Here is a 25,274-nt window from a genome sequence, read left to right as displayed (position 1 = left end):
TTTCTTCGCGCCAGAGATGGCAAGCAATGCCATCCAATGCCCCCAGAGGCCTGGCTTATTGACCCATGCGGAGGGAATCATGACCGAGCTCGGTCAGATGGCACGTCTTGTGCCCGCTCACCCCCAGCTTCCTGTTAGCGCCTATTTTGACCATGCTCTGTTCGAGCGCGAACAAGAGCGTATTTTTCAGCAGTCCGCCTTATACGTCGGTAATGAAAAACTCGTTCCCGAACCCGGCGACTGGCGCACCTTGATTCAGGAAAATGCCGCCCGTACGCTGATACGGAGCCACCACGGCGTAGAACTACTCTCTAACGTCTGCAGACACCGTCAGGCCCTGATGCTAGGTGGCATGCCCGGCCAACCTAATCAGGCCAGCCATGGCTCCCTGAGCAGCACTGGAGGCAACATTGTCTGCCCCTTACACAACTGGACTTATAGCGCTCAAGGCAACTTGCTGGCGGCACCTCGCTTCAAAGACAAACCCTGTCTGAACCTGGAGCGCTACCCCTTGCAGGACTGCCATGGCTTGCTGTTTGAAGGCCCACGCGATCCAGCCAAGGATATGGCCGCCTTATTCAGCCGCCCCGAGTTCGACTTTCAGGACTATGTGCTCGATCACGTCGAAATCCACCAGTGCAACTACAACTGGAAGACCTTCATCGAGGTCTATCTGGAGGACTATCACGTCGCCCCCTTCCACCCCGGCCTGGGTCAGTTCGTGACCTGCGACGATCTGGAGTGGGAGTTCAGCGACTGGTACAGCCTGCAACGAGTCGGTGTGCATCAGGCTCTGGCTAAGCCGGGCTCACCCACCTATCGCCAATGGCATGACAATCTGCTGGCCTACCGTCAGGGCGAAGCACCGGACTTCGGTGCAGTCTGGGTAACCTATTTCCCCACCCACATGATCGAGATCTACCCGCACGTACTGGTGCTCTCCACGCTGTACCCCAAGGGGCCGCAGGAAACCATGAATGTGGTGGAGTTTTACTACCCGGAAGACATCGTGGCCTTCGAGCGGGATTTTGTAGAAGCACAACGCGCCGCCTATATGGAGACCGCAGTAGAAGATGACGAGATTGCCGAGCGCATGGATGCTGGCCGCCGCGCCTTGATGGAACGCGGGGTATCAGAAGTTGGCCCTTACCAGTCACCACTAGAAGATGGCATGAAGCACTTTCACGAGTGGTATCGCTCCATGATGGATGAGGATGCGTACCGATAGATCCGGACATGCCTGTCAGAAATCGCGCACAGGCACAGCAGCAAACGCCTGTTGGACGCATCATGAAAAAAGCCTCAAGGTCGGGATCCATTCCCAATGCCTTGAGGCTTTTTGCTTCGGCGAGCGTGTCAGCTCAACCAAACAATCTTCAATTTAACGGTTCTTGCCGACCTGGTCGCCAATCACACCACCAATCGCTGCGCCGCCCACAGTGCCCAGTACGCCGCCGCCAGTAATCACCGCCCCGGCCACGCCACCCACACCAGCGCCTGTAACGGCCCCCTTCTGACGCTTGCTCATACTATCCCAGGAAGAGCAGCCCGCCATCACGACGGCTAGAACCGTGGCCATACCTACTTTAGTGATAGTCGTCATTTTCATCCGTAAACCTCCGTGAAGTCTCCGTGCTTAACACGGCGTTAAAGTCTATCTTCACCCTATGGAGCAGATTAGTCCAGACCTGATTGTTAGGTAACGCAACAGATGTAATTCAGCTTTTGTTCAGTTTATTTAATCAAGGCCAGAACCTGCTTGAATGCGGGGTTAGCTGGCGTTTCCAGCCATTCAAACATGGCCATTTCGGCGCTAACGCGCTCCAGTCCGTGCATCGCCCAGCGATCCCAGGCGGCCTGGCGGGACTGGGGATGACGCGAGCCGACGCAATCGCCGACCAGTACCGGCTCATAACCACGCTCCATCAAACCCAGGCCAGTTTGTAACACACACACATGAGACTCTGTACCCAGTAACAAAACGCGCGTGCGTCCTACAGGCAAGGCTGGCAAAAAATCGGTTTCACGCGTGGCATCGAAATGGGTTTTATGCAGCACTTTGTCTATGTGGGGCAACAAGGCTGGATCAGTTGGGCCGATTTTCCCGGCCCAGTGCTCGGTTGCCAGAACCGGCACCCCTAAAAGGCGGGCCGCCTGTGCCAGCTTCCCGGCCCGTTCGACCAAGGCTTGGTGGTCTGCGATAGCGGGCAAGAGCCCGGTTTGCATATCAACAATCAAGACGAAAGACTGGTGGGCATTGAGCACAGGCATGGCACTTTCCTTATTTCAGGGACTTGTAGCGGATACGACGGGGTTTGGCAGCATCTTCGCCCAGACGTTTTTTCTTGTCTGCTTCGTATTCCTGATAGTTGCCATCAAAGAATACGACCTGCGAATCACCCTCAAAAGCCAGAATGTGGGTGGCGATACGGTCCAGGAACCAGCGATCGTGACTGATCACCATGACCGAGCCGGCAAACTCCAACAAGGCGTCTTCCAGGGCACGCAAGGTTTCCACGTCCAGATCGTTGGACGGTTCGTCCAGCAGCAAGACGTTGCCACCAGCAATCAGTGTCTTGGCCAGGTGCAAACGACCACGCTCCCCGCCGGACAGATTGCCCACGATCTTGTTCTGATCCGCGCCCTTGAAGTTGAAGCGGCCCAGATAAGCACGTGATGGCATTTCAAAGCGGCCCACCGTCAGCAGGTCAGCACCATCGGCAATCGCATCAAACACAGTTTTTTCATTGGCCAAGGCATCACGCGACTGATCCACATACGCCAGCTTGACGGTCTGGCCCAGTTTGACCGTACCGGAATCAGGCTGCTCTTTACCAGCCAACATGCGGAACAAGGTGGACTTACCGGCACCGTTAGGACCAATAATCCCGACGATGGCACCCGCTGGCACCTTGAAGCTCAGATTGTCGATCAGCAAACGATCGCCATAGCCCTTGCTGACATTTTCAAACTCAATCACCTCGTTACCCAGACGCTCGGCCACCGGAATAAAGATTTCCTGGGTTTCGTTGCGCTTCTGGTATTCATGCGAGGACAGTTCCTCAAAGCGGGCCAGACGGGCCTTGGCTTTAGCCTGACGTCCCTTGGGATTCTGGCGTACCCATTCCAACTCTTTCTTGATAGTGCGCTGGCGTGCGCTTTCCGAAGCCTCTTCCTGCTTCAGACGATCATCTTTTTGCTCCAGCCAGGAGCTGTAGTTGCCCTTCCAAGGAATACCGTGGCCACGGTCCAGTTCCAAAATCCACTCGGCAGCATTGTCCAGGAAGTAACGATCATGGGTTACTGCTACAACCGTGCCGGGGAACTGGCGCAGGAACACTTCCAGCCAGTCCACACTTTCAGCATCCAGGTGGTTGGTGGGCTCGTCCAGCAGCAACATATCGGGCTTGGACAGCAGCAACTGGCACAAGGCCACGCGGCGTTTCTCGCCACCGGACAGATTGGCAATGGACGCATCCCAAGGTGGCAGACGCAGCGCATCGGCCGCGATTTCCATCTGGGTTTCGATGTCGTCAGCACCGCTGGTCGCGGCGGCGGCAATAATGGATTCCAGCTCGGCCTGCTCTGCCGCCAAAGCGTCAAAGTCCGCATCGGGCTCGGCGTATTCGGCGTAGACCTGTTCCAGACGCTGGCGCGCCTCGAACACCTGGCCCAAACCGGCCTGCACAGCTTCGCGCACGCTGTGTTCGGGGTTCAGTTGAGGTTCTTGTGGCAGGTAACCGATCTTGATCCCCGCCATGGGGACGGCTTCGCCCTCGATTTCGGTATCTACCCCAGCCATGATCTTGAGCAAGGTGGACTTACCCGAGCCGTTCAGGCCCAGCACACCAATCTTGGCACCTGGAAAAAAGGACAAGGAGATATTGCGCAGAATCTGCCGCTTGGGCGGCACAATTTTGCCCACGCGGTTCATCGAATAAACGTATTGAGCCATATAAACCTAAAAGGGAAAAACAGGTCGTGTTCGGAAAACTGGGATTGTAGGCGTTTGGCGCCCAAAAGGCGCGCTTCTGTCTGGTCCAGAACGAAACACCCGGCCTGAATGCAGGCCTGTCTCAGGTAATATACTCACTTTTGCCGACAATCCAAAAACGCTATGTCCACACCTGACGCCCCTGAACTTGTATTTACCACTGAAGAGATCGAAACCCTGGGCCGCACTGCCGATGCGCTGAGCGCCTACCTGGGTCGCGCCGTACTGGCCGAGATCGTGGGCGCAGAAGAAACCGGCTTTGAATGGGTCATCTTTGCCATGCCCCTGGACAAGAACGAGGACGAAAGCGAATTCACAGTGGTTCAGGTCGGCGGCGCGCAGGCCCGCATCGTGGGCAACCGCGGTGGCCTGGACCCCAAGGACAATGCTGTCTACGCCTGCCGTTACCTGTGGGCCATCCAGTTAAGCGATGCCGAGCCCGTGCGCTTTATCAAAGTGGATGAAGAAGGCGAGGAAGTCGCCTGGACAGAAACCCTGGAAGAATTGCTGCCGTTCGCCTTGAGCGAAGATGCCTTTGCTCCCGAAGACGATACGGACGAAGACGACGACGATGATGATGATGATGATGACAGCCCGGAACCGGGTGTTCACGGTCATACCCTGCACTGATCGTGTCCGGCTCAATTGCCCGAATCTGATGTAAAAGCCAGGGGGCCGTGTTTTGACACCGCCCTACCTGTCGCATTGGTACGCCCCGCTCCCTGTAATACCTAGAGCCCCATAAGCTCAGGCCCGCCGCTTGTCGCGCAGATATAAAGCGACACCTGCCGGCCACATCAAAGCGACCAACAAATAAGAGGCCAGGCCTTTCAAGCCATAGCCTGGTGGTGGTTTGCGCCCGCTGGCGCGCAAGTGCAGCCCAAAGCGCGTGTAACGTGCGGCAGCCATCAAGAAAGCCTTGGGTTCGTAACGAAACCAGGGCAGGCACTTCACCACCGTATCCTGCGCCAGCAGCCACAAACCCAGTGCATGTTGCTGACTGGTCTTGCCTTGTACCGACAAAGAATCCGGGCTGTCGTGATAGACACGAAACACGGTATTTACGAAACGGTTTTTATAGCCTGCCCGGGCAATGGCACGCCATACCAGGCTTTCAGGCACAAAGCCTTCGATCTGATCAGGAAAGGGAAACTTGCGCAGCACAGCGGTGCTCAAACAGCCAAACTTTTCGCCCCGCACGTGGTAGCGAAAGCTCATGTCCAGGGAGCTGGCATCAAAGACATCCTGGGGAAACATATCCCCGACAACCTTGCCATCCGGACGCACACACAGACCGGTAATGCCTGCATAGCCTGCCCGCTCTGAGACGGGGATGTCGGCCCAGATCTGCGCCATGTCGTAGAGCGCATTGACCAGCAAGGTGTCATCACTGTCCAACGCGACGATCAGTTCTCCTTGGGCCAGGGCCACGCCGTGATTGAAAGCAGCCTTTTTGTGACGATTTTCCTGCCAGACATAGCGAATTGGAAAGGCAGCCTGCTGTTGCCAGCCCTCTACCAGCTCCCGTGTGCCATCCGTGGAGCCGTCATCAACCACAATCCACTCAAAGTCCTGACAGGTTTGCTCGCACAGTGAACGGTAGACGCGCTCCAGAGTATGAGCGCGGTTATAACTGGGTGTCAGAACAGTGAATAAATGGCGCCATTCCATGAGCTAATGTCCCCAAAATATGCAATCAGCCGTTTTGATTATTATTACGGGCAACGCTTACTTCTGCATGAAGATGACACCATCATAAGGCAAGCTTCTTCTTGGACAAGGTACGATGTGCAACAGATTTTCCGAACTCGCAGAAAAATCAAACGCGCACAAAAAAACCACAGGCAAGCCTGTGGTTTTTTTGCTGCTGGCTGTGATTTCAAGCTGGAAAATCAGATTCCTGCCTGTCCACCGCCCAAGCCAGGCACTTAGACGCGCTTGACTTTTTCCAGCATTTTGAAAACGCCCTTGGGTGCGCGCACAAACAGACGTTTGAATGCTTTACCCAGGCAACGACGCTCCAGCGTGTTGCGGCGAGTGCGTTTGATTTCCGCCATGGTGATCTCCGATCTTAATGTAAGCCCTGCCGGATGATCCCGACAAAAGCGCAATAGCTAACCAGAAATTCTACCGTAATCCGCGTTAAGATACAAAGGCTAGAGTGAGCATCCCTGGCAACACCTTGCTGGCATATACCGCTCTGACTGGCGCATGGGGCCTGTTTGACAGGCCTTTTCGCTGCCGCTTTCCCACCCAGCCCTCTCCAGAAAGCCGACCTTGCCATGAGCTCAGAAATTCGCATTTTTGGCGCCCGCCAGAACACTCTGAAAAACCTGAATGTACGTATCAAAACGGGCGAGTTACTGGTTATTACCGGCGTTTCCGGCTCAGGCAAAAGCTCGCTGGCCTTTGACACCCTGTATGCAGAAGGTCAACGGCGCTATGTGGAAACCTTCTCTCCCTATGCACGCCAGTTCCTGGATCGCATGGACAAGCCCCAGGTTGATCGCATTGAAGGCATCTTGCCCGCCATTGCCATTGATCAGGTGAACCCGGTGCGCAACTCGCGCAGTACCGTGGGCACCATGACGGAGCTGAACGATTACATCAAACTGCTGTACGCTCGTTTAGGCGAGCTGTATTGCCGCCAGTGTGCCCAGCCTGTACGCCGCGACAATGCCGACAGCATCGCCAAACAGATTCGCCAACTGGCGGTAGACCACGACGACCCCCGTCTGGTCCTGACCTTTGCCGTCAAGGTTCCGGCCAACTTCACGCAGCAAGAGATTGAAACCTTGCTGCATCAGCAGGGCTACACCCGCCTGCACCACGAAGAGACGCAGACCATCACGGCCAGCAGCACCAAGAAAGGCAAAAGCAGCAAAGCCGCCCCCACAGAACAAAAGCTTCTCTATGTGATCCAGGACCGTTTTCGCGTCAGCTCGGTAGAACCGGAACGTTTCATGGAGGCCATTGAAGCCGCCCTGCGTCATGGCCAGGGCAAGCTAACTGTCTATGCCTCGGCCAGTGCCGACGGTCCGGAAACTGCTTGGCGTTTCAGCCAGGGCCTGCACTGTGCCCCGTGCGATATTGAATACAGCACGCCGGTTGCCAGCACCTTCTCCTTCAACTCGCCCTTGGGCGCCTGTGAGTCCTGCCGTGGCTTTGGCCGGGTGATGGGGATTGATTACGGTCTGGTCGTTCCCGATCCCAGCAAAAGCCTGCTGGAAGGCGCGATCCGCCCGTGGCAGACGGCCAGCTACAAAGAATGTCAGGTCGAGATGGAACGCTACGCCCCAGCGGCAGGTGTCCGTTTGGGCGTGCCCTGGAAAGACTTGAGCCAGGAAGAACGCGACTGGGTGATTAATGGCACCCCGGACTGGAAGGGCGGCAATCAAGCCTGGAAAACCCAGTGGTACGGCGCCCAGCGTTTCTTTGACTGGCTGGAATCACGCGCCTACAAAATGCATGTGCGTGTGTTGCTGTCCAAATACCGCAGCTACAACACCTGCCCGGCCTGCGCCGGCTCTCGTCTGAAACCCGAAGCCAGCTTGTGGCGTGTGGGCGATCAGGCCGCCCCCGCCGATTCCCGCTACCCACGTTTCATGCCCGTGCATTCCAACTGGCTGCGCGAGCAACTGGATGCCATGCCCGGCCTGAGCGTCCCGGACCTGATGCGCCTGCCTATCGAGCACGTGCGCACATTTTTCCGTGGCCTGCACTTTGGCGACGCACGCGATGCAGCTATCGATCTGCTCCTGAAAGAAACACTATCCCGTCTGGATTATCTGTGCGATGTGGGCCTGTCCTATTTGTCCCTGGACCGCCAAAGCCGCACCCTGTCTGGCGGCGAAGTACAGCGTATCAACCTGACCACAGCGCTGGGCACCTCGCTGGTGAATACCTTGTTCGTGCTGGATGAGCCTTCGATTGGCCTGCACCCGCGCGACATGCACCGCATTATTGAAGTGATGCACCGTCTGCGCGGCAATGGCAACACCTTGGTGGTGGTTGAGCATGACCCACAAGTGATGGTGGCTGCCGACCGTATTCTGGACATGGGCCCCGGCCCTGGCGAGCGTGGTGGCCAGATTCTGTTTGATGGTTCGCCCCAAGCCTTGCGCGGCGCGCAAACGCTGACTGGCCGCTACCTGAGTGGCGAGCTGAGCATCGAATCGCCCCGCCCAATGCCGGTGGCCGAGAACACGCCCCGCCTGCTGCTGGAAGACGTCAGCGCGCACAATCTGTGCCATATCTCCGTGTCCATTCCGCTAGGCCGTCTAGTCTGCGTGACGGGCGTATCCGGCTCGGGCAAATCCACGCTGATTCAGGACGTGCTCTACCCGGCCATCCTGAAACAACAAGGCAAACCGACCGAAGCCCCAGGCCCTTACGGCGCCTTGCTGGGTGCCGAGCAAATTGCCGAAGTGGTGATGGTGGACCAGACGCCAATCGGCAAGACGGCCCGCTCCAACCCGGCCAGCTATGTCGGTGCCTTTGACCCTATCCGCAAGCTGTTCGCCCAGGCTCCGCTGTCCAAAGAACGCAGCTACACGCCCGGCACCTTCAGCTTCAATAGTGGTGATGGTCGCTGCCCGACGTGTGGTGGCACGGGCTTTGAACATATCGAAATGCAGTTCCTGTCCGATGTGTACCTGCGCTGCCCGGATTGCGATGGCAAACGCTTCCGCCCCGAGGTGCTGGAAGTGCGTATCGAACACTTTGGTCGCAGCGCCTCGATTGACGAGGTACTGGACATGACCGTGCATCAGGCCATGGAATTCTTTGAAGGCCTGCGCGATGTGCAAACCGGCCTGGCGCCGCTGGCCGATGTAGGTCTGGATTACCTGAAACTGGGCCAGCCTGTGCCCACACTCTCGGGCGGTGAGGCACAACGTCTGAAGTTGGCGGCTTATCTGGCCCAGGCTTCGCGCACTCGCTTGAGTCAAGTGAAGGTCGCCAAGAAAGGCAATCTGTTCCTGTTCGACGAGCCCACCACCGGCCTGCACTTTGACGATATTGCCCGCCTGATGCGCGCCTTCCGCAAGCTGTTGGCTGCCGGCCACAGCCTGCTGATTATTGAGCACAACCTGGACCTGATCCGCGCGGCCGACTGGATTATTGATCTGGGTCCAGAAGGTGGCGAACATGGTGGTCAATTGTTAGGCGCGGGAACACCGGCGGACATCATGGCCCTGGAGCACTCGCACACCGGCCATGCCCTGAAAGAGTACGAGCAAGCCACCATCGGTTCAGGCTCGGCTCTGTTCCAGGAACCTGCGGTGGACTACAAAGCCAGCTCGGGCGGCAGCAACGATGGCCAGATCGCCATCCTGAATGCGCGCGAACACAACCTGAAAAACATCTCGGTACACATCCCGCACAACACCTTCACGGTGGTGACGGGTGTATCCGGTTCGGGCAAATCCACCCTGGCCTTCGACATTCTGTTTAACGAAGGCCAGCGCCGCTATCTGGAATCCCTGAATGCTTATGCCCGTGCCATTGTGCAGCCAGCCGGTCAGCCCGATGTGGACGCGATTTACGGCATTCCGCCCACTGTTGCCATTGAGCAGCGCACCAGCCGGGGGGGACGCAAGTCCACCGTGGCGACCATGACGGAAATTCACCACTTCCTGCGCTTGCTGTACGTGAAGCTGGCCACCCAATACTGCCCGGACTGCCGCGTGCCCGTGGCCCCACAGACCGCCGAGCAAATCGCCGCGCAACTGCTGCGCGATCACAAGGGTGAGCATATTGGTTTGCTGGCTCCCTTGGTCACGGCCCGCAAGGGGTACTACACCGACCTGGCCAAATGGGCGCAGGGCAAGGGCTATACGCATTTGCGCGTGGATGGCGAGTTCATCCCCGTCAACCCTTGGCCCCGTCTGGACCGTTACAGCGAACACACGCTGGAACTGCCAGTAGCCGATCTGATCATTGACCCTCGCCACGAACTGCAACTGCGCCAAGCCATACGCGAAGCGCTGGAACTGGGTCACGGCTCCTTTAGTGTGCTGGCCCCCTTGACGCCGTCGGGCACCCTGTCACTGGAGCAACGCCGACAAGGTCAACCGCTGTCCAATGCCAGCCAGCAACATTTCTCCGTCAAACGGGCCTGCCCCTGCTGCGGCACCAGCTTCCCCGAGCCGGACCCGCGCATGTTCTCCTACAACTCCAAGCACGGCTGGTGTAAGGACTGCTTTGGTACAGGTTTGAAGCTGACTGGCTTCGACCAGGAACAAACGGGCGAGGAAAACAACTGGAACAACGGCTACGATGGCGAAGCGGTGGAATGCCCAAGTTGCCATGGTCAACGCTTGAACCCGGTCTCGCTGGCGTTTGAATGGCGCGACCAGTCCATTGCCAAGCTGGCCGGTCTGCCCGTGGACGAGGCACAGACTTTTTTTGGCAACCTGAACATGAGTGGCCGCGAAGCCGATATTGCGCGCGACATTCTGAACGAGATACGTAGCCGTCTGGACTTCATGCATGAAGTGGGCCTGGGTTATCTGGCGCTGGATCGTGCCGCCCCCACCTTATCGGGTGGTGAGGCCCAGCGCATCCGTCTGGCCGCCCAATTAGGCTCGAACCTGCAGGGCGTGTGCTATGTGCTGGACGAACCCACCATTGGCTTACACCCCCGCGATAACCAGATTCTGCTCAACGCCATGGCGCGTCTGGAAGGCAATGGCAACACGCTCGTGGTCGTTGAACACGACGAAGACACCATACGCCGTGCTCAGCACCTTATTGATATGGGCCCCGGTGCCGGCAAACGAGGGGGTGAAGTCATCGCCCAGGGCACACTGGCAGAAATCGAGGCCAACCCCAATTCACTGACTGGCCGCTATCTGCGCGAACCACTCAAACACCCCATGCAGGCACGCCGCCCTGTTCAGGCCGATGTGCCCATGCTAACGGTGCACGATGCCAGCCTGCACAACCTGAACAAGGTAAAGGCCGGTATTCCACTAGGCAAGCTCAGTCTGGTAACGGGCGTGTCGGGCTCCGGCAAATCCACCTTTGCCCGTGATGTGCTGCTGGATAATTTGCAGCGCGTTGTCGGCAGCAAAGAAAAGCCTGTGTGGCAGGGTTGCGCCAGCATCAGCGGCTGGGAAAGCCTGGACCGCGTGCTGGAAGTGGACCAGACCCCGATCGGCAAAACCCCCCGCTCCTGCCCGGCCACCTACATCGGCTTCTGGGACGAGGTGCGCAAACTGTTTGCCAACACCAACGATGCCCGCCTGCGGGGCTGGAGCGCCTCACGCTTTTCCTTCAATACTGGCGATGGTCGCTGCCCTTTGTGCGAAGGCCAAGGCATGCGCACCCTGGAAATGAGCTTCCTGCCGGACGTAAAGGTGCCTTGTGACGCCTGCCACGGCCAGCGCTTCAATCCGGAAACACTGGCGGTGACCTGGCGCGATGTCTCCGCCGGCCAGCTTTTGCAAATGGATGTGGACGAAGCTGTTGAATACTTTGCCGCACATCCTAAAATATTGCGCCCGCTGCAATTGATGCAAAGTGTGGGCCTGGGTTATCTGACCCTGGGCCAACCTTCCCCCACCCTGTCCGGTGGCGAAGCGCAGCGCGTCAAGCTGGTCAGCGAACTGGTCAAGGCCCGCCTGGACGAGGGCCTGACCCGTACGGGCCGCGCCTACAAGGCGCCGCATACGCTATATGTACTGGACGAACCCAGCGTGGGCCTGTCCATGGCAGATGTGGAAAAGCTGATTGTGGTGCTGCACCGACTGGTCGATGCCGGTCACACCGTGCTGGTCATTGAACATAATCTGGATTTGATTGCCGAAGCAGACTGGATTGTCGATCTGGGCCCCGAAGGCGGCTCGGGCGGCGGCAGGCTGGTGGTGCAAGGCACGCCAGATCAAGTACAAGCCAACCCTGCCTCGCATACCGGCATGGCCTTGGCGGAATTTTTAAAGGAACACGGCGCATGTATGGCCGATTTGAAGACAGACTAAAAGGCTATGCGCTGGAAATGCAGGGCTACCTGGGCCATATCCAGGCCCGTCGCCCTGAAGACTTAAGTACTGCTTTTGAACAAATCGAACAGGCTCGCCAGGCGGGCCACTGGGTGGCCCTGGCACTGGACTACGAACTGGCCGAACTGTTCGAACCCCGTCTACCCGCTCGTGATACTGCGCCACATGCGCTTCTGAACGCACTGGTATTTGAACAGGCACAGGAAGTGGCGTTATGGGATAGCCAGGCCACACCCGAGCTGACGGTCAAACTGCCAATCAACCAGCAAGACTATCGGGATGCGCTGGCCCAGGTTCAGCAGGGTTTGCAGGCTGGGGATTTTTACCAGATCAACTACACCATGCCCTTGAGCATTCAATCAGGCATGGCTCCGCGTGATCTCTATACCGCACTGGCCAGCCGCCACCCGGTGGCCTACGGTGCTTATCTGGATCTGGGTGATCGCCATATCCTGTCGCTGTCACCCGAGCTGTTTCTGGAAAAACGTGGGAACACCGTGCGGACCCGCCCCATGAAAGGCACACGCCCGCGCGATACCGACCCTGTTCAAGATCAGAAAAACGCCCAGGAGCTGCAAAGCAGCCTGAAAGACCGGGCCGAAAACCTGATGATTGTGGATTTGCTACGTAACGATCTGGGCCAAGTGGCCCGCACCGGCACCGTGCAAACCACCAGCCTGTTCGATGTAGAGCAATATGCCTCGGTCTGGACCATGACTTCCAGCATTCAGGCCGAAGTCGAGCCGGATTGCACGCTGGAAGCCTTGCTACGCGCCCTGTTCCCCTGTGGTTCGATTACCGGCGCCCCAAAGCTGGCCGCCATGCAATGCATACGTCAGCTGGAGACGCAGCGACGCGGTATTTACTGTGGCTCGGTAGGCTACCTGAACCCTAACGGCGACCTGTCCCTGAATGTCAGCATCCGCAGTCTGGAGCTGGACAATCACGGCCAAGGAAGGTTTGGCGTGGGTGGTGGCATCGTTCTGGACTCGGACCCGGACCAGGAGTGGTTGGAGTGCTTGTGGAAAGCACGTGTATTGCAGGCCCCTGTAACACTGACTTAAAGGCAGCATCATGAGCCAAAGCAAACCTGAATTGATAGAAACCTTGCGGGTAGACGCAGACGGCCAGATCCCCCTGTTGGAACTGCATCTGGAACGCGTGGCACGCAGTTGCGCGGAACTGGGCTACGACTGGGACGCACAAACCTGGCTGCAAGCCATGCATACGGCGCTGGGCCAGGCTCCCGTCAATACTCCCTTGCGGCTACGCATTCTGTGGAACGCAAAAGCCAGTGCGCAGGCCGAGGCGCAGGCCTTGCCCGCTCTGGAAGGGCCCTTGCAACTATGCTTATCCAAGACCCCTTTGCCGGCCCAGGACCCACTGCTCTCGCACAAAACCACGCATCGCCCCTGGTATCAGGACGCCGCTGCCCTGCTGGAAAAGCATCCCCAACTTTTTGATGTAATTTTTCTGGATACGCAAAACCGGGTTTGCGAAGGCAGCCGCAGCAATATCTATATCCAGGATGAGCAGGGCCACTGGTGGACGCCACCCGCACAAGGCTGGCTCCTGCCTGGTGTGCAACGACAGGCGCTCCTAAATAGCGGTCTGGCGCGTGAAACGGAGCTTTTTCTGGATGACTTGCTGCATGCACGGGCGATTCGTATTTCGAACGCCCTGCGCGGCTGGCAGAACGCCTTACTGGTTCAGAATCCGGTTTAAGGCGTAGTCGGCGGCCTGCATCCCCATGCTGGCCGTAATCGTCACTCCGGAGCCATAGCCTGCGCAGGCCAAACCTTGCAGGGCACCGTCTTCAGCCTGGGTCCAGTTTTGCGGCAAGCGGGTTTCCTGCTCGAACCACAAGCAATCCACACCCATGCGAGGCACGCGCTTCAAGGCACGGCCCTGGGCATCGCTGCCACGCGCAAAGCCATGCTGCTTGCGCAGGATCTGCCGCAGTTTGCCTAACAGGGCATCGTGGCGTGCCACCGACAAATCTCCCCGGCGCAAGGTTAAAGGGTCGGTTTTTCCGCCCGCCCCGCCACAACTCAATAAGGGGACGTTCAAACGCCTAGCCTGCAAGATCAGGGCGATCTTGGCACTGGCCTGATCGGTGCAATCCAGAAATACGTCGGGACGCTGCTCCAGCAGACTGGCTGCATTGTCCTCGGTGACGAAATCTTCGATCAATTGCAGTTGACAGTGTGGATTGATCTGCGCAATGCGCTGGGCCATGGCTTCAATCTTGGCCATCCCCAAAGTGCTGTCCAGGGCAGGCAATTGGCGGTTGATGTTGGACTCGGCAATATTATCCAGATCAATCAAGGTGATTCGGCCCACGGCAGAACGGGCCAAAGCCTCCACTGCCCAGGTCCCTACGCCCCCGATACCCGCCACCATCACATGGGCGGCAGCCAGACGCTCACGCGCGCCGGCTCCATACAAACGATCCAAACCACCGAAGCGGCGTTCGGCATCCATGTTGTGCTGCTCTGTCATGCAATCTGTCCATCACCGGCCCATGCGGCCAAACCCGTTCATTCTACGTCTAATTGCGCCTGCCCAGCCCCGGAAACAGGCCTTATGCCCTGGTGGCTTGACGGTGCTCTGCCAAATAGCAACACTCATATAAGCAAATTAGTATTTTTCCTTAGTTATCAGCGGCAAAGCCCGCTACAGTGGACTGTGCTTGCTCTACAATTGCCATAGGTTTCAAGCATCTGTGATTTTGGCTTACCACTTCTTTACGCCGTGAACATCGATTCTATTTCCGCCTCGCCTTCCGCCGTACCCACACCGTGCAGCTTTCGTGTCCTGACTGACGAAGAGCGCAACGCCTCTTTGCGTCAATCCCTGGAAGAGGCGCAATGGTGTGAAAAACAAGACCTGTGGGTCTACGGCTACGGCTCCCTGATCTGGCGTCCCGATTTTGAATTTGCCGAGCAGCGCCAAGCCTTGCTGCGCGGCTACCACCGGGCGCTGTGCTTGTGGTCACGAATCAACCGTGGAACGCCCGAGCAGCCCGGTCTGGTCTTTGGGCTGGATGTCGGTGGTTCTTGCCGTGGCATGGCCTTCCGTATTCCTGCCGAAAGCGTACCCAAAGTATTCGATGCCCTGTGGCTGCGCGAGATGCCCAGCGGGGCTTATATCCCCCGCTGGTTGCGCTGCCGCACCAGCCAAGGCGACATTCGCGCCCTGGTCTTTACCATGAACCGCAAGACCGATGCTTACGTACCCCGTATGCCGGACGAACAGTTGCGACAGGTGGTGTATTCGGCCCAGGGAACCAACGGCCCTTGCATCGAATACGTCATGGAAACCGCCTCGGCGCTGCAACGCTCTAAAATTCTGGATAAACGCCTGCAATCAGTGGTTCAATTACTACAAAGCCAGACTGCACTGCTTAATCCTCAACAAGCCTAAGAGCGCCCCATGTCCCTTGCCGATTTGCGTAACGAATACGAACGCTTTTCCCTGAGCGAAAACGAACTGTGTGCCGACCCTCGCCAGCAATTCCAACGCTGGCTGGATCAGGCCATTGAACTGAAGGAAGTCGAACCCACGGCGATGACGCTGGCCACGGTGAACCCAGAAGGTCGCCCATCGGCGCGCGTTGTCCTGCTCAAGGCTTACGATGAACAAGGCTTGGTGTTCTTTACGAACTACCTGTCTCGCAAGGGAACGGACCTGGACCACAACCCTTGGGCCAGCCTGTCCTTTTTCTGGTCTTCCATGCAGCGCCAGGTGCGCTTTGAGGGCCGCATCAGCCGCATCAGCGCGGCCGAATCCGACGAATACTTTCACAGTCGTCCTCTGGGCTCGCGCATTGGTGCCTGGGCCTCACCACAAAGCCAACCCATCAGCCGCGCAGAGCTGGATGCCCGTGCCAAGCAGTACACTGAAAGCTTAGGTGAACATCCCGCCCGCCCTGAACACTGGGGTGGCTTCCGACTGACTCCAGACCATGTCGAATTCTGGCAAGGCCGTGCTTCGCGCCTGCACGACAGGCTGGTGTTCGACCGCAAGGACCCATCTGATTGGCAGGTGAGCCGACTGGCTCCTTAACACGTTCCCTTGGGGACGCCTGCCCTCAGACTCGATGCAATGACTGTTTTTTCTTCTACTTTCGATAGCGACTTCTTTCGTTCGGCACTGGGCCGTTTCGCCACAGGCGTGACGGTCGTGACCGGCGCCAATAAAGACCATCCGGATCAGGCCATTGGCCTGACCGTCAGCTCCTTTAACTCTGTGTCTCTGGACCCGCCTCTGGTGCTGTGGTCGCTGGCCAAACGCTCCCAGTCCCTGCCGCATTTTGTGGATGGCGAAGGTTATGTGATTCACGTTTTAGGAGCCAGTCAGCTATCGCTGGCCAAACGCTTTGCCTGGGGCAGCCAGGCCGAGCGCTTTCACGATCACCCCACTAAACGCTCCCCGCACGGCTTACTCATGCTGGACGACGAGCGTTGCAGCGCCTGGTTTGAGTGCAAGCCTTATGCCGTTCATGAGGCCGGCGACCACCTGATCTTTATCGGTGAAGTCACCCATTGCGAACGCAGCGCTCACCAGCCCCTGATCTACCACGCGGGCGACTTTGACCTGACCCCTTCCCTGGCGTGACAGGGTGTTGCAAGGCCCCCCTGACGAGGGCTGCATGGCAGGAGTACACTACGCCTTTTGCTCTTACACGCCAATAAGGTCCTGATCATGGCAAACGACGTTGATTGCATAGTGCTGGGAGCAGGGGTAGTAGGGTTAGCCTGTGCCCGACAAATGGCCCAACAAGGCATGGAAGTTCTGCTGATCGAGCAAACCGCCAGCATTGGCAATGGCGTCAGCTCGCGCAACTCAGAGGTCATACACGCGGGCATTTACTACACTCCCGGCAGCCTGAAGGCCCGCTTGTGTGTAGAAGGCAAAGCCCAACTGTATGACTACTGCCAGAAACACCATATAGACCACGCCCGTTGCGGCAAACTCATTGTGGCGACCACGCCCGAACAACAAGCCGATCTGCTGAAGCTGCAGGCGCAAGCGCGTGCCTGTGGAGTGGACGATTTGCAGTGGCTGGATGCGGCCCAAGCCCAGGCTCTGGAGCCGGCCTTGAATTGCAGCGCTGCCCTGCTTTCCCCTTCTACCGGCATTGTGGACACCCATGCCTTGATGCTGGCTTTGCAAGGCGATGCAGAGAATAACGGTGCTCAGTTGGTTTTCAATACGCCCTTTGTCAGTGCTCGTGTCCTGCCCGGACAAGGCTTTGAAGTACACGTCGGTGGCGCAGAGCCGTTCAGCCTGACAAGCACCTGCCTGATCAATGCGGCCGGTCTGGGCGCTGTCGCCGCTGCACGCCAGATCGAAGGGCTGGATGCCAGCCATATCCCGAACGCCTATCTGTGCAAAGGCAGCTATTTCTCGTTGGCGGGTCGCTCCCCCTTCAAGCACCTGATTTACCCCATGCCCAATAAAGCCGGACTGGGTGTGCATCTGACGCTGGATCTGGCCGGTCAGGCCCGCTTTGGCCCGGACACCGAATGGGTGCAGGATGAGAACTACGATATGGACCCGCAACGAGGCCACTCTTTTTACGCCGCCGTGCGCGAGTACTGGCCCGCTTTACCCGATAACAGCCTAAACCCCGCCTATAGCGGCATCCGGCCTAAAATTGTGCCCGCCGGCCATGCGGCTGCCGACTTTGTCTTTTCCGGGCCTGCCACCCACGGCATCCCCGGACTGCTGAATCTGTTCGGCATCGAATCCCCTGGCCTGACCGCGTGTTTAGCGATTGCACGTCACGGCCAGGAAACCCTGGCCCAGGCAGCTTAAAAACTTTTCTGAAATCTTTACAATACTGTTGATGAACGATTACATCTTGACCCTATCCTGCCCGGATCGTACCGGCATTGTCCACAACGTTTCGGGCTGGCTGCTTGAGCAGAACGGCAACATTGTTGAGGCACAGCAGTTTGGCGACGCCGCCACCAACCGCTTTTTCCTGCGCATCCAGTTTTCCCTGCCTGAAAAGCAGGATGTGAACGCATTGCAAACCAGCTTCGCGCCCATTGCCGAAAAATTCAGCATGGATGCCAATATTTATGACGCCCAGCGCAAAGCCCGCCTGCTGATTCTGGTCAGCCGCCAGGGCCACTGCCTGAACGATCTGCTGTTTCGCGCCCATAGCGGCCAATTGCCGGTTGAAATTGCGGCCGTGGCTTCCAACCACACCGACCACGCTGGCCTGGCTTCCTCCTACGGCATTCCTTTCCATCACCTGCCTGTGACACCGGAAACCCGTCCCCAGCAAGAGCAACAGATCATCGACCTGGCTCGTGACCTGAAGATTGATCTGGTTGTGCTGGCCCGCTACATGCAGATTCTGTCCACCAATCTGTGTCAGTCCCTGTCTGGCCGCGCCATCAATATCCACCACAGCTTCCTGCCCAGCTTCAAGGGCGCGCGTCCCTACCACCAGGCCCATGCTCGCGGTGTGAAGATTATTGGCGCTACTGCTCACTACGTGACGGCGGATCTGGACGAAGGCCCGATCATCGAACAGGACGTGGAACACGTCACCCATGCTGTCAGCCCAGCTGAGCTGACCCAGATCGGTAGCGATGTGGAGTCTCTGGTTCTGGCCCGTGCCGTGCGCGCCCACGTTGAGCACCGTATCTTGCTGAACGATCAGCGCACCGTGGTATTTCGCTAAGCGACACGATCAGGTCTGTCTCAAGACTTAAAAAAAAGCCCTCAATGCTGTGGATATAGATCCACGCATTGAGGGCTTTTTACTGGTCACCCATTTTTTCAAAAGCCAGACGACTTGAGCCTGCTAGCTACTTGGCAATTAGTTCTACCAGCCTCTGGCAACGATCGACTGCTGTCTCTGCCAATCTCTGACGAGTATCTGCTTCACATCGCCAACAGCCTCTCCCGAATACTGACTGCTTCCCCAAGTCCGCCATGCGCTTGCAACATGTCTCGTAGGCAAGACCATGTTTACCTGGGGTACACGGCTACAAGCTCTGCTTACTGCCCTAGCGCCAAGCCTTCCCGTCGAGGATCTACCCCCGCCTCCAGTCCTTTCTGGGTCCAGCGAATCACATGCGTACCGCTGGGAAAAGGCTGCTCTCGTACTTCATGACCCATCGCTCTCAAAGCTTGGGCCTGCGTGGTCACCGCCGTTCCCGCTTCCAGCTCGGTCGCCCAGTTGCGGCTGCCGTAATGCGGCAGGCTGACTGCCCGTTGAGCGTCCAGATCCCACATCAACATGCCGGTCAGGGCCTGAGCCACGTAAGGAATGATGGCACTGCCACCCGGTGAACCCAGGGCAATGACTGGACGCCCCTGTTGCAACACCATCATCGGGGCCATGGAACTGCGTGGACGCTTACCTGGCTCCACCCGATTCACAGACAGGCGTCCCATCTCGTCCTTGGGACTCAAGGCAAAGTCCGTTAACTGATTGTTCAACAAAAAACCACGCACCATGATTTTGCTGCCAAAAGCAGACTCTATTGACGTGGTCATGGATACCACCTGCCCCTGAGCATCCGCTACGGATAAATGCGTGGTGGACGGCAGCTCGGGCGTGTTGTCACTGGCGGCTTGTGAGTCAGCCAACGGCTTGCCTGGTTGAGCATGCCCCATGGAACGGTCTGGCTGGATCAAGGCAGCGCGTGATTTCAGATACGCTGGAGCCAGCAAAGCCTGCTGGGGCACAGACACAAATGCCGGATCCGCCACCCAGGCATCCCGATCCGCAAAAGCCAAACGCCCTGCTTCAGAAAAATAATGAATCGCTTCCACAGATTGCGGTTCTGCGTCAGCAATGGGGGTGTGCTGTAAGATGCCCAGCATCTGCATCACACTGATAGCCCCCGAGCTGGGTGGTGCCATGCCACAGAGCGCCAACTGCTGCCAGTCCATACAGAGGGGTTCACGTCGCAGCGCACGGTACTGCTTCAAGTCGGACTCTGCCAAGTCACCCGCAATCGGGTCGGCGGCAACGGCAGCCACCATATCCTGGGCAAGCTCACCTTGATAGAAAGCCTGTGCGCCCTGTCTGGCCAAAAGGCGCAGCACCTGGGCGTATTCCTTGTTCTGTAAACGATGGCCGACGGGCCAAGGCCTGCCCTGTTCGTCCAGAAAATAGGCGCGTGTAGCGGCCTTGTCTGCCAGCTCAGGATTATCGGCAATCAAGGTATTCAAACGGGGGCTGACCTCAAAGCCGACCTCGGCCAGCTCAATCGCCGGATCAAACAAATTCGCCCACGGCAGCACGCCACCATCTTTATGCATCAACTCCAGGGCACGCAGCAAACCCGGTACGCCTACCGAACGACCACTATTGACCGCCTGTTTGAAGGACATGGTTTGGCCGTCCAGCTCGAAGCGATCCAGACTGCTGGCTGCAGGCACGGTTTCCCGTCCGTCATAGCTCATCAAGCCGGTCTTGGGCTGAAACATCAGTAAAAAGCCGCCGCCGCCAATACCGGAGGACTGTGGCTCGACCAGCCCCAGCACCAACTGGGCCGCAATGGCCGCATCCACCGCACTGCCGCCCTGGTCCAGAATGCGCAAACCGGCCTGAGTAGCCAACGGATTGGCCGTCACCACCATACTTTTTTGTGTGACGAGCTTGTCACGTTGCACGGCCCTGCTGGCGGTCTCCGGATTCAAATGCTGGCTGGCCGCTTCCCGAGCATGCGCAGGCAGCACCAAGGCTAGGGTCAAGGCCGCCGACAGCAACGCCGGTTTCCAGTGCAATCTCATGTATTCTCCTTTTCGTGCTCAAGCAGCCATTGTTCCAGCAAACGCACCGCCTCGCTGGGTTCATTGGCCGTGGGGTAACTAAAAAAGTAAGCCTCGCTCACTGGCATGGCATGGTCCAGCGGCATAATCAGCTCGCCCTGCTCCAGCGCCTGCTGCACCAAAAAGCGCGGCATCAAAGCCACTCCCATATCGGCATGCAAGGCCGCCATCACCAGGCTGAACAGCTCATAACGCGGGCCGGAGCTGACGCGCAGATCCGGCTCCAGCCCGGCAGACCGATACCAGTCCGACCAGCTATCGGGGCGTGTAGACATATGCAAGTGAATCAGCTTTTGCCAGTGGCCACTGGCAGCCAGCGTGGGCGAGCACACCGGCACCAGCTCGCCTTCGTCAAACAGCTTGATACCCTCGGTTTGGGGCCATAACTGCCGTCCATGATAAATGGCGGCATCAAAGGGATGGTCGCCAAACTGAAACGGAGTGGTACGCACAGACAGACTGACCGTAATGTCAGGATATTGCCGGGAGAAACGGGCCAGACGCGGCATCAACCACACCGTGGACAAGGTAGGCAGCACCGCCAGATGAATGCTGCGGCCCACGCCAGCACGCGCAATCAGGCTGAAGGTGTCTTTGCCGATTTGCTCCAGATGGTGACGGATACGGGCGGCATAATCGCGCCCCGCCGGGGTCAGCACCAGACGCCGCCGCACCCGTGTCAGCAAAGTCACACCCAGACGCTGCTCCAGGCCGCTTACCTGCCGGTACACCGCACTATGCGTCAAGGACAATTCCTCGGCCGCACGGGAAAAGGTCCCCAGGCGGGCCGTCGCCTCAAAGGCCTGTAATGCGCCCAGACTGGGCACGCCTTGTCTCATTAGACACTCTCCTGATTGTGAAACCTCTTCCCTGCCCACCCGTCGCTAGGCGGGATCGTTACGCCAGCACACGACATTGTGCAATTTTATCAATTGATTTGTGCGCTTTATGCACATTATGCTGAGACCTTACATGGATATCGCTTGTGCGCAGCCGCCTGACCATGCGCCACCTCTAACGCTATTGCCCACCGTTGCCAGTGCCAGCGATACTCACATGGCTCTTTTCTATTTCCCAGACCGATGGCGCCCATGTTGGCCCCACTTAACTGACCGTCTTTGATCTTCCCGGAGTACCTCTATGTCTGCCAATCCCTCTTTTCATTGGGACGACCCTCTGCTACTGAATCAGCAGTTGAGCGATGAAGAACGTATGGTGCGCGATGCCGCCCATGCCTATGCGCAGGAAAAGCTGTTGCCGCGCGTGCTGCAAGCCTTTCGTCACGAGCAGACCGACCCCGCCATCTTTGCCGAAATGGGCGCGCTGGGCTTGTTGGGAGCCACCATTCCTGAAGCCTACGGGGGTGCCGGTCTGAACTACGTCAGCTACGGTTTGATCGCCCGCGAAGTGGAGCGTGTGGATTCGGGCTACCGCTCCATGATGAGCGTACAGTCCTCTTTGGTGATGGTGCCGATTTTTGAATTTGGCAGCGAAGAGCAGAAACAGAAGTACCTGCCCAAGCTGGCCAGCGGGCAATGGATTGGTTGCTTTGGCCTGACTGAACCCAATCACGGTTCGGACCCCGGCGCCATGGAAAGCCGCGCTGTCAAAGTAGACGGCGGCTATCGCCTGAGCGGCAATAAAACCTGGATTACCAACTCCCCCATTGCCGATGTGCTGGTGGTTTGGGCCAAAGTCGTGGGTGGTGAAGACGACGGCAAGATCCGTGGCTTCATTCTGGAAAAAGGCATGAAAGGCCTGTCCACCCCGGCCATTCACGGCAAAGTAGGCTTGCGCGCTTCCCTGACCGGCGAGATTGTCATGGCCGATGTGGACATTGCAGACAGCCAAATGCTGCCGCATGTCTCGGGTTTGCGTGGTCCCTTCACCTGCCTGAACTCGGCCCGCTTCGGGATTGCCTGGGGTGCCTTGGGTGCGGCTGAATCCTGCTGGCATACCGCCCGCCAGTACACCCTGGACCGCAAACAGTTTGGTCGCCCCTTGGCCGCCAATCAGCTGATTCAGAAAAAACTGGCCGATATGCAAACCGAGATTACGTTGGCGTTGCAAGGCTGCCTGCGTCTGGGGCGCATGAAAGACGAAGGCACGGCGGCGGTGGAAATTACGTCCATCATGAAACGCAACTCCTGCGGCAAGGCACTGGATATTGCCCGTCTGGCACGCGACATGCTGGGCGGCAACGGCATCTCTGACGAGTTCGGCATTGCCCGCCATCTAGTCAATCTGGAAGTGGTGAACACGTACGAAGGTACTCACGATGTCCACGCCCTGATTCTGGGACGTGCGCAAACCGGGATTCAGGCCTTTTTCTAAGCGAAGCTCAATAAGGGCAAAGCAAAAAGCTTTGCCCTCTTTCATTCAGAATCTAATCAAACTTGCCGATTACATGCGGTGGGAGCGCATCGCCAGCTTGCATCCTTTTTACACCAAGCAAGCTCAAGGTAAAAAGTGTCCTCCAGGCAAGCAGTCTGCGAACCGTGTCGCGTGGCGACTTTTCTCTTACCACCGCGCCGTTCCCAAGATACCCCCTTCAGAGCGAGTAAGCCCAAAGCGTAGCGCGGAAGTTTTCTCGTGTCGCCAAGCCGTTCCAAAAATAAAAACCGGCCCCTCGAAGAGCAACAGGCCAAATAGATAAGTGGGTGGTCTTTCTTAGTCTTGTAAAACCTTCAACTCAAACATACTGGTGGCTTCCAGCTCCAGCACCCGTTCATCACGCTGGTTAAACACATCCCAATTCCAACGGATGATGCCTAAATCTGACCGGCTGCTGGACACACGCTTCGATATAACGGTGGCCTCCAGACGGATAGAGTCACCTGCCCGTACGGGCAGCACCCAGCGCAAACGTTCCAAACCTGGCGAGCCAAAGGACTCGGAGTCGTGCAAAGCAGAATCCACAGCCATGCGCATGGCTTTGCCACAAGTGAGCCAGCCGCTGGCAATCAAGCCGCCCCAATGGCCTTCTTCGGCTTGCTTATCGTCAATATGAAAGGACTGCGGATCGTATTTCTGAGCAAAATCGAGCATCTCTTCGCGAGTCACAGGTACAAGTGGGTGCTTGATGACCATACCCACTTCAAATTCAGCAAATTTCATGTTGTGGTGCAATGAAAAAGAGCCCCCACGCTGCACCTTCGGCTTGCGCTCCACCTCGCGGCTTGTATGCCGCTCGGATTCGCTAGGCACACAGCAGTCCGCAATGGACTGCTGTGTGTCCAGGCTCATCCCCGAGGGGGAGCTTTTTGCCTTAGGGCGGCCCGGCGGCAAAGAAAAAGCCCCCTCGCTACGCCTTCGGCTTGCGCTCCACCTCGCGGCTTGTATGCCGCTCGGATTCGCCAGGCACACAGCAGTCCACAATGGACTGCTGTGTGTCCAGGCTCATCCCCAAGGGGGAGCTTTTTGCCTTGGGGCGGCCCGGCGGCAAAAAAGACCGAGAGCGCCACTCTACCATCTCTGTCAAAATTTGCAGCACCTGCCCCTAAAGCGCCACAAACCGCAGCAAACTGTCCACATCGGGTATCGGGAAAAGCAAGCCTGTGCGTCCTCTACCAATCTATGGCATAAAGAGAGTTTCCTAATTACTTGAACGCCCAATTTGTTTGGGGTTTATGCACATCAACCGCTATGACAACACTAGCTTCATCTTTGCAATTTGCAAGCCTGACTCAAGGCACGCAAGCCATTGAACTGGAATATCAACGCATTTTCCCCGAGCGGGTCGCGGCTCCTTTGCTGGTGTTTCTGCATGAGGGTCTGGGTTCGATTGCCATGTGGAAAGACTGGCCAGCACAGTTGTGCGAACAAACCGGTTGTAGCGGTCTGATGTACTCACGTTACGGATATGGCCGCAGTACCCCGCGCCCCGACAATAGCCCCAAAGAGCCCGACTATCTGCACGAACAGGCACTGGACGTACTGCCGCAATTGCTGGAACAACTGGGCGAGGACGGCCAAAAGCGCCCGATTATGCTGGTCGGCCACAGTGATGGTGGCTCGATTGCCCTGCTGGCAGCCAGCGGCTTTGGCGACAAGCTGCAAGGCATTGTGGTGATGGCCCCGCACCTGTTTGTGGAAGACATTTCCTTGCGCGGCATTCTGGTCGCCCGCGAAGCCTACGAGCAAGGTTTTTTACGCGAGCGACTGGCACGCTATCACGATGATGTGGAGTCCGCCTTCTGGGGCTGGAACGCCACCTGGACGGAACCCCAATTCCGCGACTGGAATATCGAAGAGGACGTCAGCCGCATCACCTGCCCGATTCTGGCCATTCAGGGCGTGGATGATGAATACGGCACGCTGGAGCAAATCCGTCGCATCAAGAAGCTGGTGCCGCACACGGAGCTGCTGGAGCTGGAGCAATGCGGTCACCTGCCCTACCGGGATAAGGAAGCGCAGGTGAACCAGGCAATTGTGGATTTTCTGAAGCGAACAGCCCGCTAAACAGCGAA

At 57.7% G+C, this 25,274-nt stretch carries 21 protein-coding genes; 12 read left to right on the top strand and 9 right to left on the bottom strand.

Annotated elements, in window-relative coordinates:
• The first annotated feature begins 79 nt into the window (after positions 1-79).
• The gene (locus tag AC6I6N_RS11105) at positions 80-1,228 is read left to right on the top strand and encodes an aromatic ring-hydroxylating oxygenase subunit alpha (RefSeq protein WP_249461233.1); all 1,149 of its coding nucleotides are present in this window, start codon (positions 80-82) and stop codon (positions 1,226-1,228) included.
• Between the two features lie 153 nt (positions 1,229-1,381).
• Here AC6I6N_RS11105 and AC6I6N_RS11100 read toward each other — a convergent pair whose 3' ends face one another.
• The 3 genes from AC6I6N_RS11100 to ettA form a co-directional block, all read right to left on the bottom strand.
• The gene (locus tag AC6I6N_RS11100) at positions 1,382-1,609 is read right to left on the bottom strand and encodes a YMGG-like glycine zipper-containing protein (protein WP_094195732.1); all 228 of its coding nucleotides are present in this window, start codon (positions 1,607-1,609) and stop codon (positions 1,382-1,384) included.
• 125 nt (positions 1,610-1,734) lie between these two features.
• Positions 1,735-2,271: an isochorismatase family protein gene (locus AC6I6N_RS11095; RefSeq protein ID WP_108728041.1), complete on the bottom strand. Its 537-nt coding sequence runs from the start codon at positions 2,269-2,271 to the stop codon at positions 1,735-1,737.
• 10 nt (positions 2,272-2,281) lie between these two features.
• Complete coding sequence (ettA, locus tag AC6I6N_RS11090; protein WP_009455087.1) at positions 2,282-3,955, bottom strand: energy-dependent translational throttle protein EttA; 1,674 nt, start codon at positions 3,953-3,955, stop codon at positions 2,282-2,284.
• A 162-nt stretch (positions 3,956-4,117) separates the two neighbouring features.
• Here ettA and AC6I6N_RS11085 point away from each other — a divergent pair, with 162 nt between their 5' ends.
• Positions 4,118-4,624 (top strand): hypothetical protein, encoded by a 507-nt coding sequence (locus tag AC6I6N_RS11085; RefSeq protein WP_346549062.1) that lies wholly within the window; start codon positions 4,118-4,120, stop codon positions 4,622-4,624.
• Positions 4,625-4,741: 117 nt separating this feature from the next.
• Here AC6I6N_RS11085 and AC6I6N_RS11080 read toward each other — a convergent pair whose 3' ends face one another.
• The gene (locus AC6I6N_RS11080; RefSeq protein ID WP_108728043.1) at positions 4,742-5,665 is read right to left on the bottom strand and encodes a glycosyltransferase family 2 protein; all 924 of its coding nucleotides are present in this window, start codon (positions 5,663-5,665) and stop codon (positions 4,742-4,744) included.
• 257 nt (positions 5,666-5,922) lie between these two features.
• Positions 5,923-6,051 (bottom strand): hypothetical protein, encoded by a 129-nt coding sequence (locus tag AC6I6N_RS11075; RefSeq protein ID WP_003803595.1) that lies wholly within the window; start codon positions 6,049-6,051, stop codon positions 5,923-5,925.
• A 225-nt stretch (positions 6,052-6,276) separates the two neighbouring features.
• Here AC6I6N_RS11075 and uvrA point away from each other — a divergent pair, with 225 nt between their 5' ends.
• Genes uvrA through AC6I6N_RS11060 form a run of 3 tightly spaced genes read left to right on the top strand, consistent with a single transcriptional unit; the run spans position 6,277 to position 13,722 of the window.
• Entirely contained in the window at positions 6,277-11,976 is a 5,700-nt protein-coding gene (gene uvrA, locus AC6I6N_RS11070) for an excinuclease ABC subunit UvrA (protein WP_497943509.1), read from the top strand.
• Positions 11,949-13,061 (top strand): aminodeoxychorismate synthase component I, encoded by a 1,113-nt coding sequence (gene pabB, locus AC6I6N_RS11065; protein ID WP_264672450.1) that lies wholly within the window; start codon positions 11,949-11,951, stop codon positions 13,059-13,061. The genes uvrA and pabB overlap by 28 nt, the downstream gene beginning before the upstream one ends.
• A gap of 10 nt (positions 13,062-13,071) precedes the next feature.
• Positions 13,072-13,722 carry an aminotransferase class IV gene (locus AC6I6N_RS11060; RefSeq protein ID WP_094195726.1) on the top strand — a complete coding sequence of 217 codons (651 nt, stop codon included), beginning with the start codon at positions 13,072-13,074 and terminating at the stop codon, positions 13,720-13,722.
• On the opposite strand, the gene AC6I6N_RS11055 is transcribed toward AC6I6N_RS11060, so the two are convergent.
• A complete protein-coding gene (locus AC6I6N_RS11055; protein ID WP_125277047.1) occupies positions 13,699-14,499 on the bottom strand; it encodes a tRNA threonylcarbamoyladenosine dehydratase in 801 nt (266 codons plus the stop codon). The genes AC6I6N_RS11060 and AC6I6N_RS11055 overlap by 24 nt on opposite strands.
• A gap of 252 nt (positions 14,500-14,751) precedes the next feature.
• Here AC6I6N_RS11055 and AC6I6N_RS11050 point away from each other — a divergent pair, with 252 nt between their 5' ends.
• From AC6I6N_RS11050 to purU, 5 genes are all read left to right on the top strand, one after another.
• The gene (locus AC6I6N_RS11050; protein ID WP_042483350.1) at positions 14,752-15,423 is read left to right on the top strand and encodes a gamma-glutamylcyclotransferase; all 672 of its coding nucleotides are present in this window, start codon (positions 14,752-14,754) and stop codon (positions 15,421-15,423) included.
• A gap of 9 nt (positions 15,424-15,432) precedes the next feature.
• On the top strand, positions 15,433-16,065 hold the full coding sequence (gene pdxH / locus AC6I6N_RS11045) for a pyridoxamine 5'-phosphate oxidase (protein WP_094195724.1): 633 nt from the start codon (positions 15,433-15,435) through the stop codon (positions 16,063-16,065).
• Between the two features lie 39 nt (positions 16,066-16,104).
• Entirely contained in the window at positions 16,105-16,617 is a 513-nt protein-coding gene (locus tag AC6I6N_RS11040; protein WP_249461224.1) for a flavin reductase family protein, read from the top strand.
• An 87-nt stretch (positions 16,618-16,704) separates the two neighbouring features.
• Positions 16,705-17,820: an NAD(P)/FAD-dependent oxidoreductase gene (locus AC6I6N_RS11035; RefSeq protein ID WP_497943508.1), complete on the top strand. Its 1,116-nt coding sequence runs from the start codon at positions 16,705-16,707 to the stop codon at positions 17,818-17,820.
• A 25-nt stretch (positions 17,821-17,845) separates the two neighbouring features.
• Positions 17,846-18,700, top strand: a complete 855-nt coding sequence (gene purU / locus AC6I6N_RS11030) for a formyltetrahydrofolate deformylase (RefSeq protein WP_166727032.1) — start codon at positions 17,846-17,848, stop codon at positions 18,698-18,700.
• A 320-nt stretch (positions 18,701-19,020) separates the two neighbouring features.
• On the opposite strand, the gene ggt is transcribed toward purU, so the two are convergent.
• Both ggt and AC6I6N_RS11020 read right to left on the bottom strand, forming a co-directional pair.
• Complete coding sequence (ggt, locus tag AC6I6N_RS11025; protein WP_108728046.1) at positions 19,021-20,766, bottom strand: gamma-glutamyltransferase; 1,746 nt, start codon at positions 20,764-20,766, stop codon at positions 19,021-19,023.
• Positions 20,763-21,644: a LysR substrate-binding domain-containing protein gene (locus AC6I6N_RS11020; protein ID WP_094195720.1), complete on the bottom strand. Its 882-nt coding sequence runs from the start codon at positions 21,642-21,644 to the stop codon at positions 20,763-20,765. The genes ggt and AC6I6N_RS11020 overlap by 4 nt, the downstream gene beginning before the upstream one ends.
• A 301-nt stretch (positions 21,645-21,945) precedes the next feature.
• On the opposite strand from AC6I6N_RS11020, the gene AC6I6N_RS11015 reads away from it, so the two are divergent.
• A complete protein-coding gene (locus AC6I6N_RS11015) occupies positions 21,946-23,139 on the top strand; it encodes an acyl-CoA dehydrogenase (RefSeq protein ID WP_108728048.1) in 1,194 nt (397 codons plus the stop codon).
• A 336-nt stretch (positions 23,140-23,475) separates the two neighbouring features.
• On the opposite strand, the gene AC6I6N_RS11010 is transcribed toward AC6I6N_RS11015, so the two are convergent.
• Positions 23,476-23,922 (bottom strand): MaoC family dehydratase, encoded by a 447-nt coding sequence (locus AC6I6N_RS11010; protein ID WP_094195718.1) that lies wholly within the window; start codon positions 23,920-23,922, stop codon positions 23,476-23,478.
• Between the two features lie 528 nt (positions 23,923-24,450).
• On the opposite strand from AC6I6N_RS11010, the gene AC6I6N_RS11005 reads away from it, so the two are divergent.
• Positions 24,451-25,266, top strand: coding sequence for an alpha/beta fold hydrolase (locus tag AC6I6N_RS11005; protein ID WP_094195716.1), 816 nt, complete (start codon positions 24,451-24,453; stop codon positions 25,264-25,266).
• Positions 25,267-25,274: the final 8 nt, after the last annotated feature.

It is taken from the genome of Alcaligenes sp. LTN-3 (genome assembly GCF_059735605.1).
The sequence above is the reverse complement of the archived record's forward strand: the minus strand, read 5'-3'. Positions and strand labels throughout refer to the sequence as shown.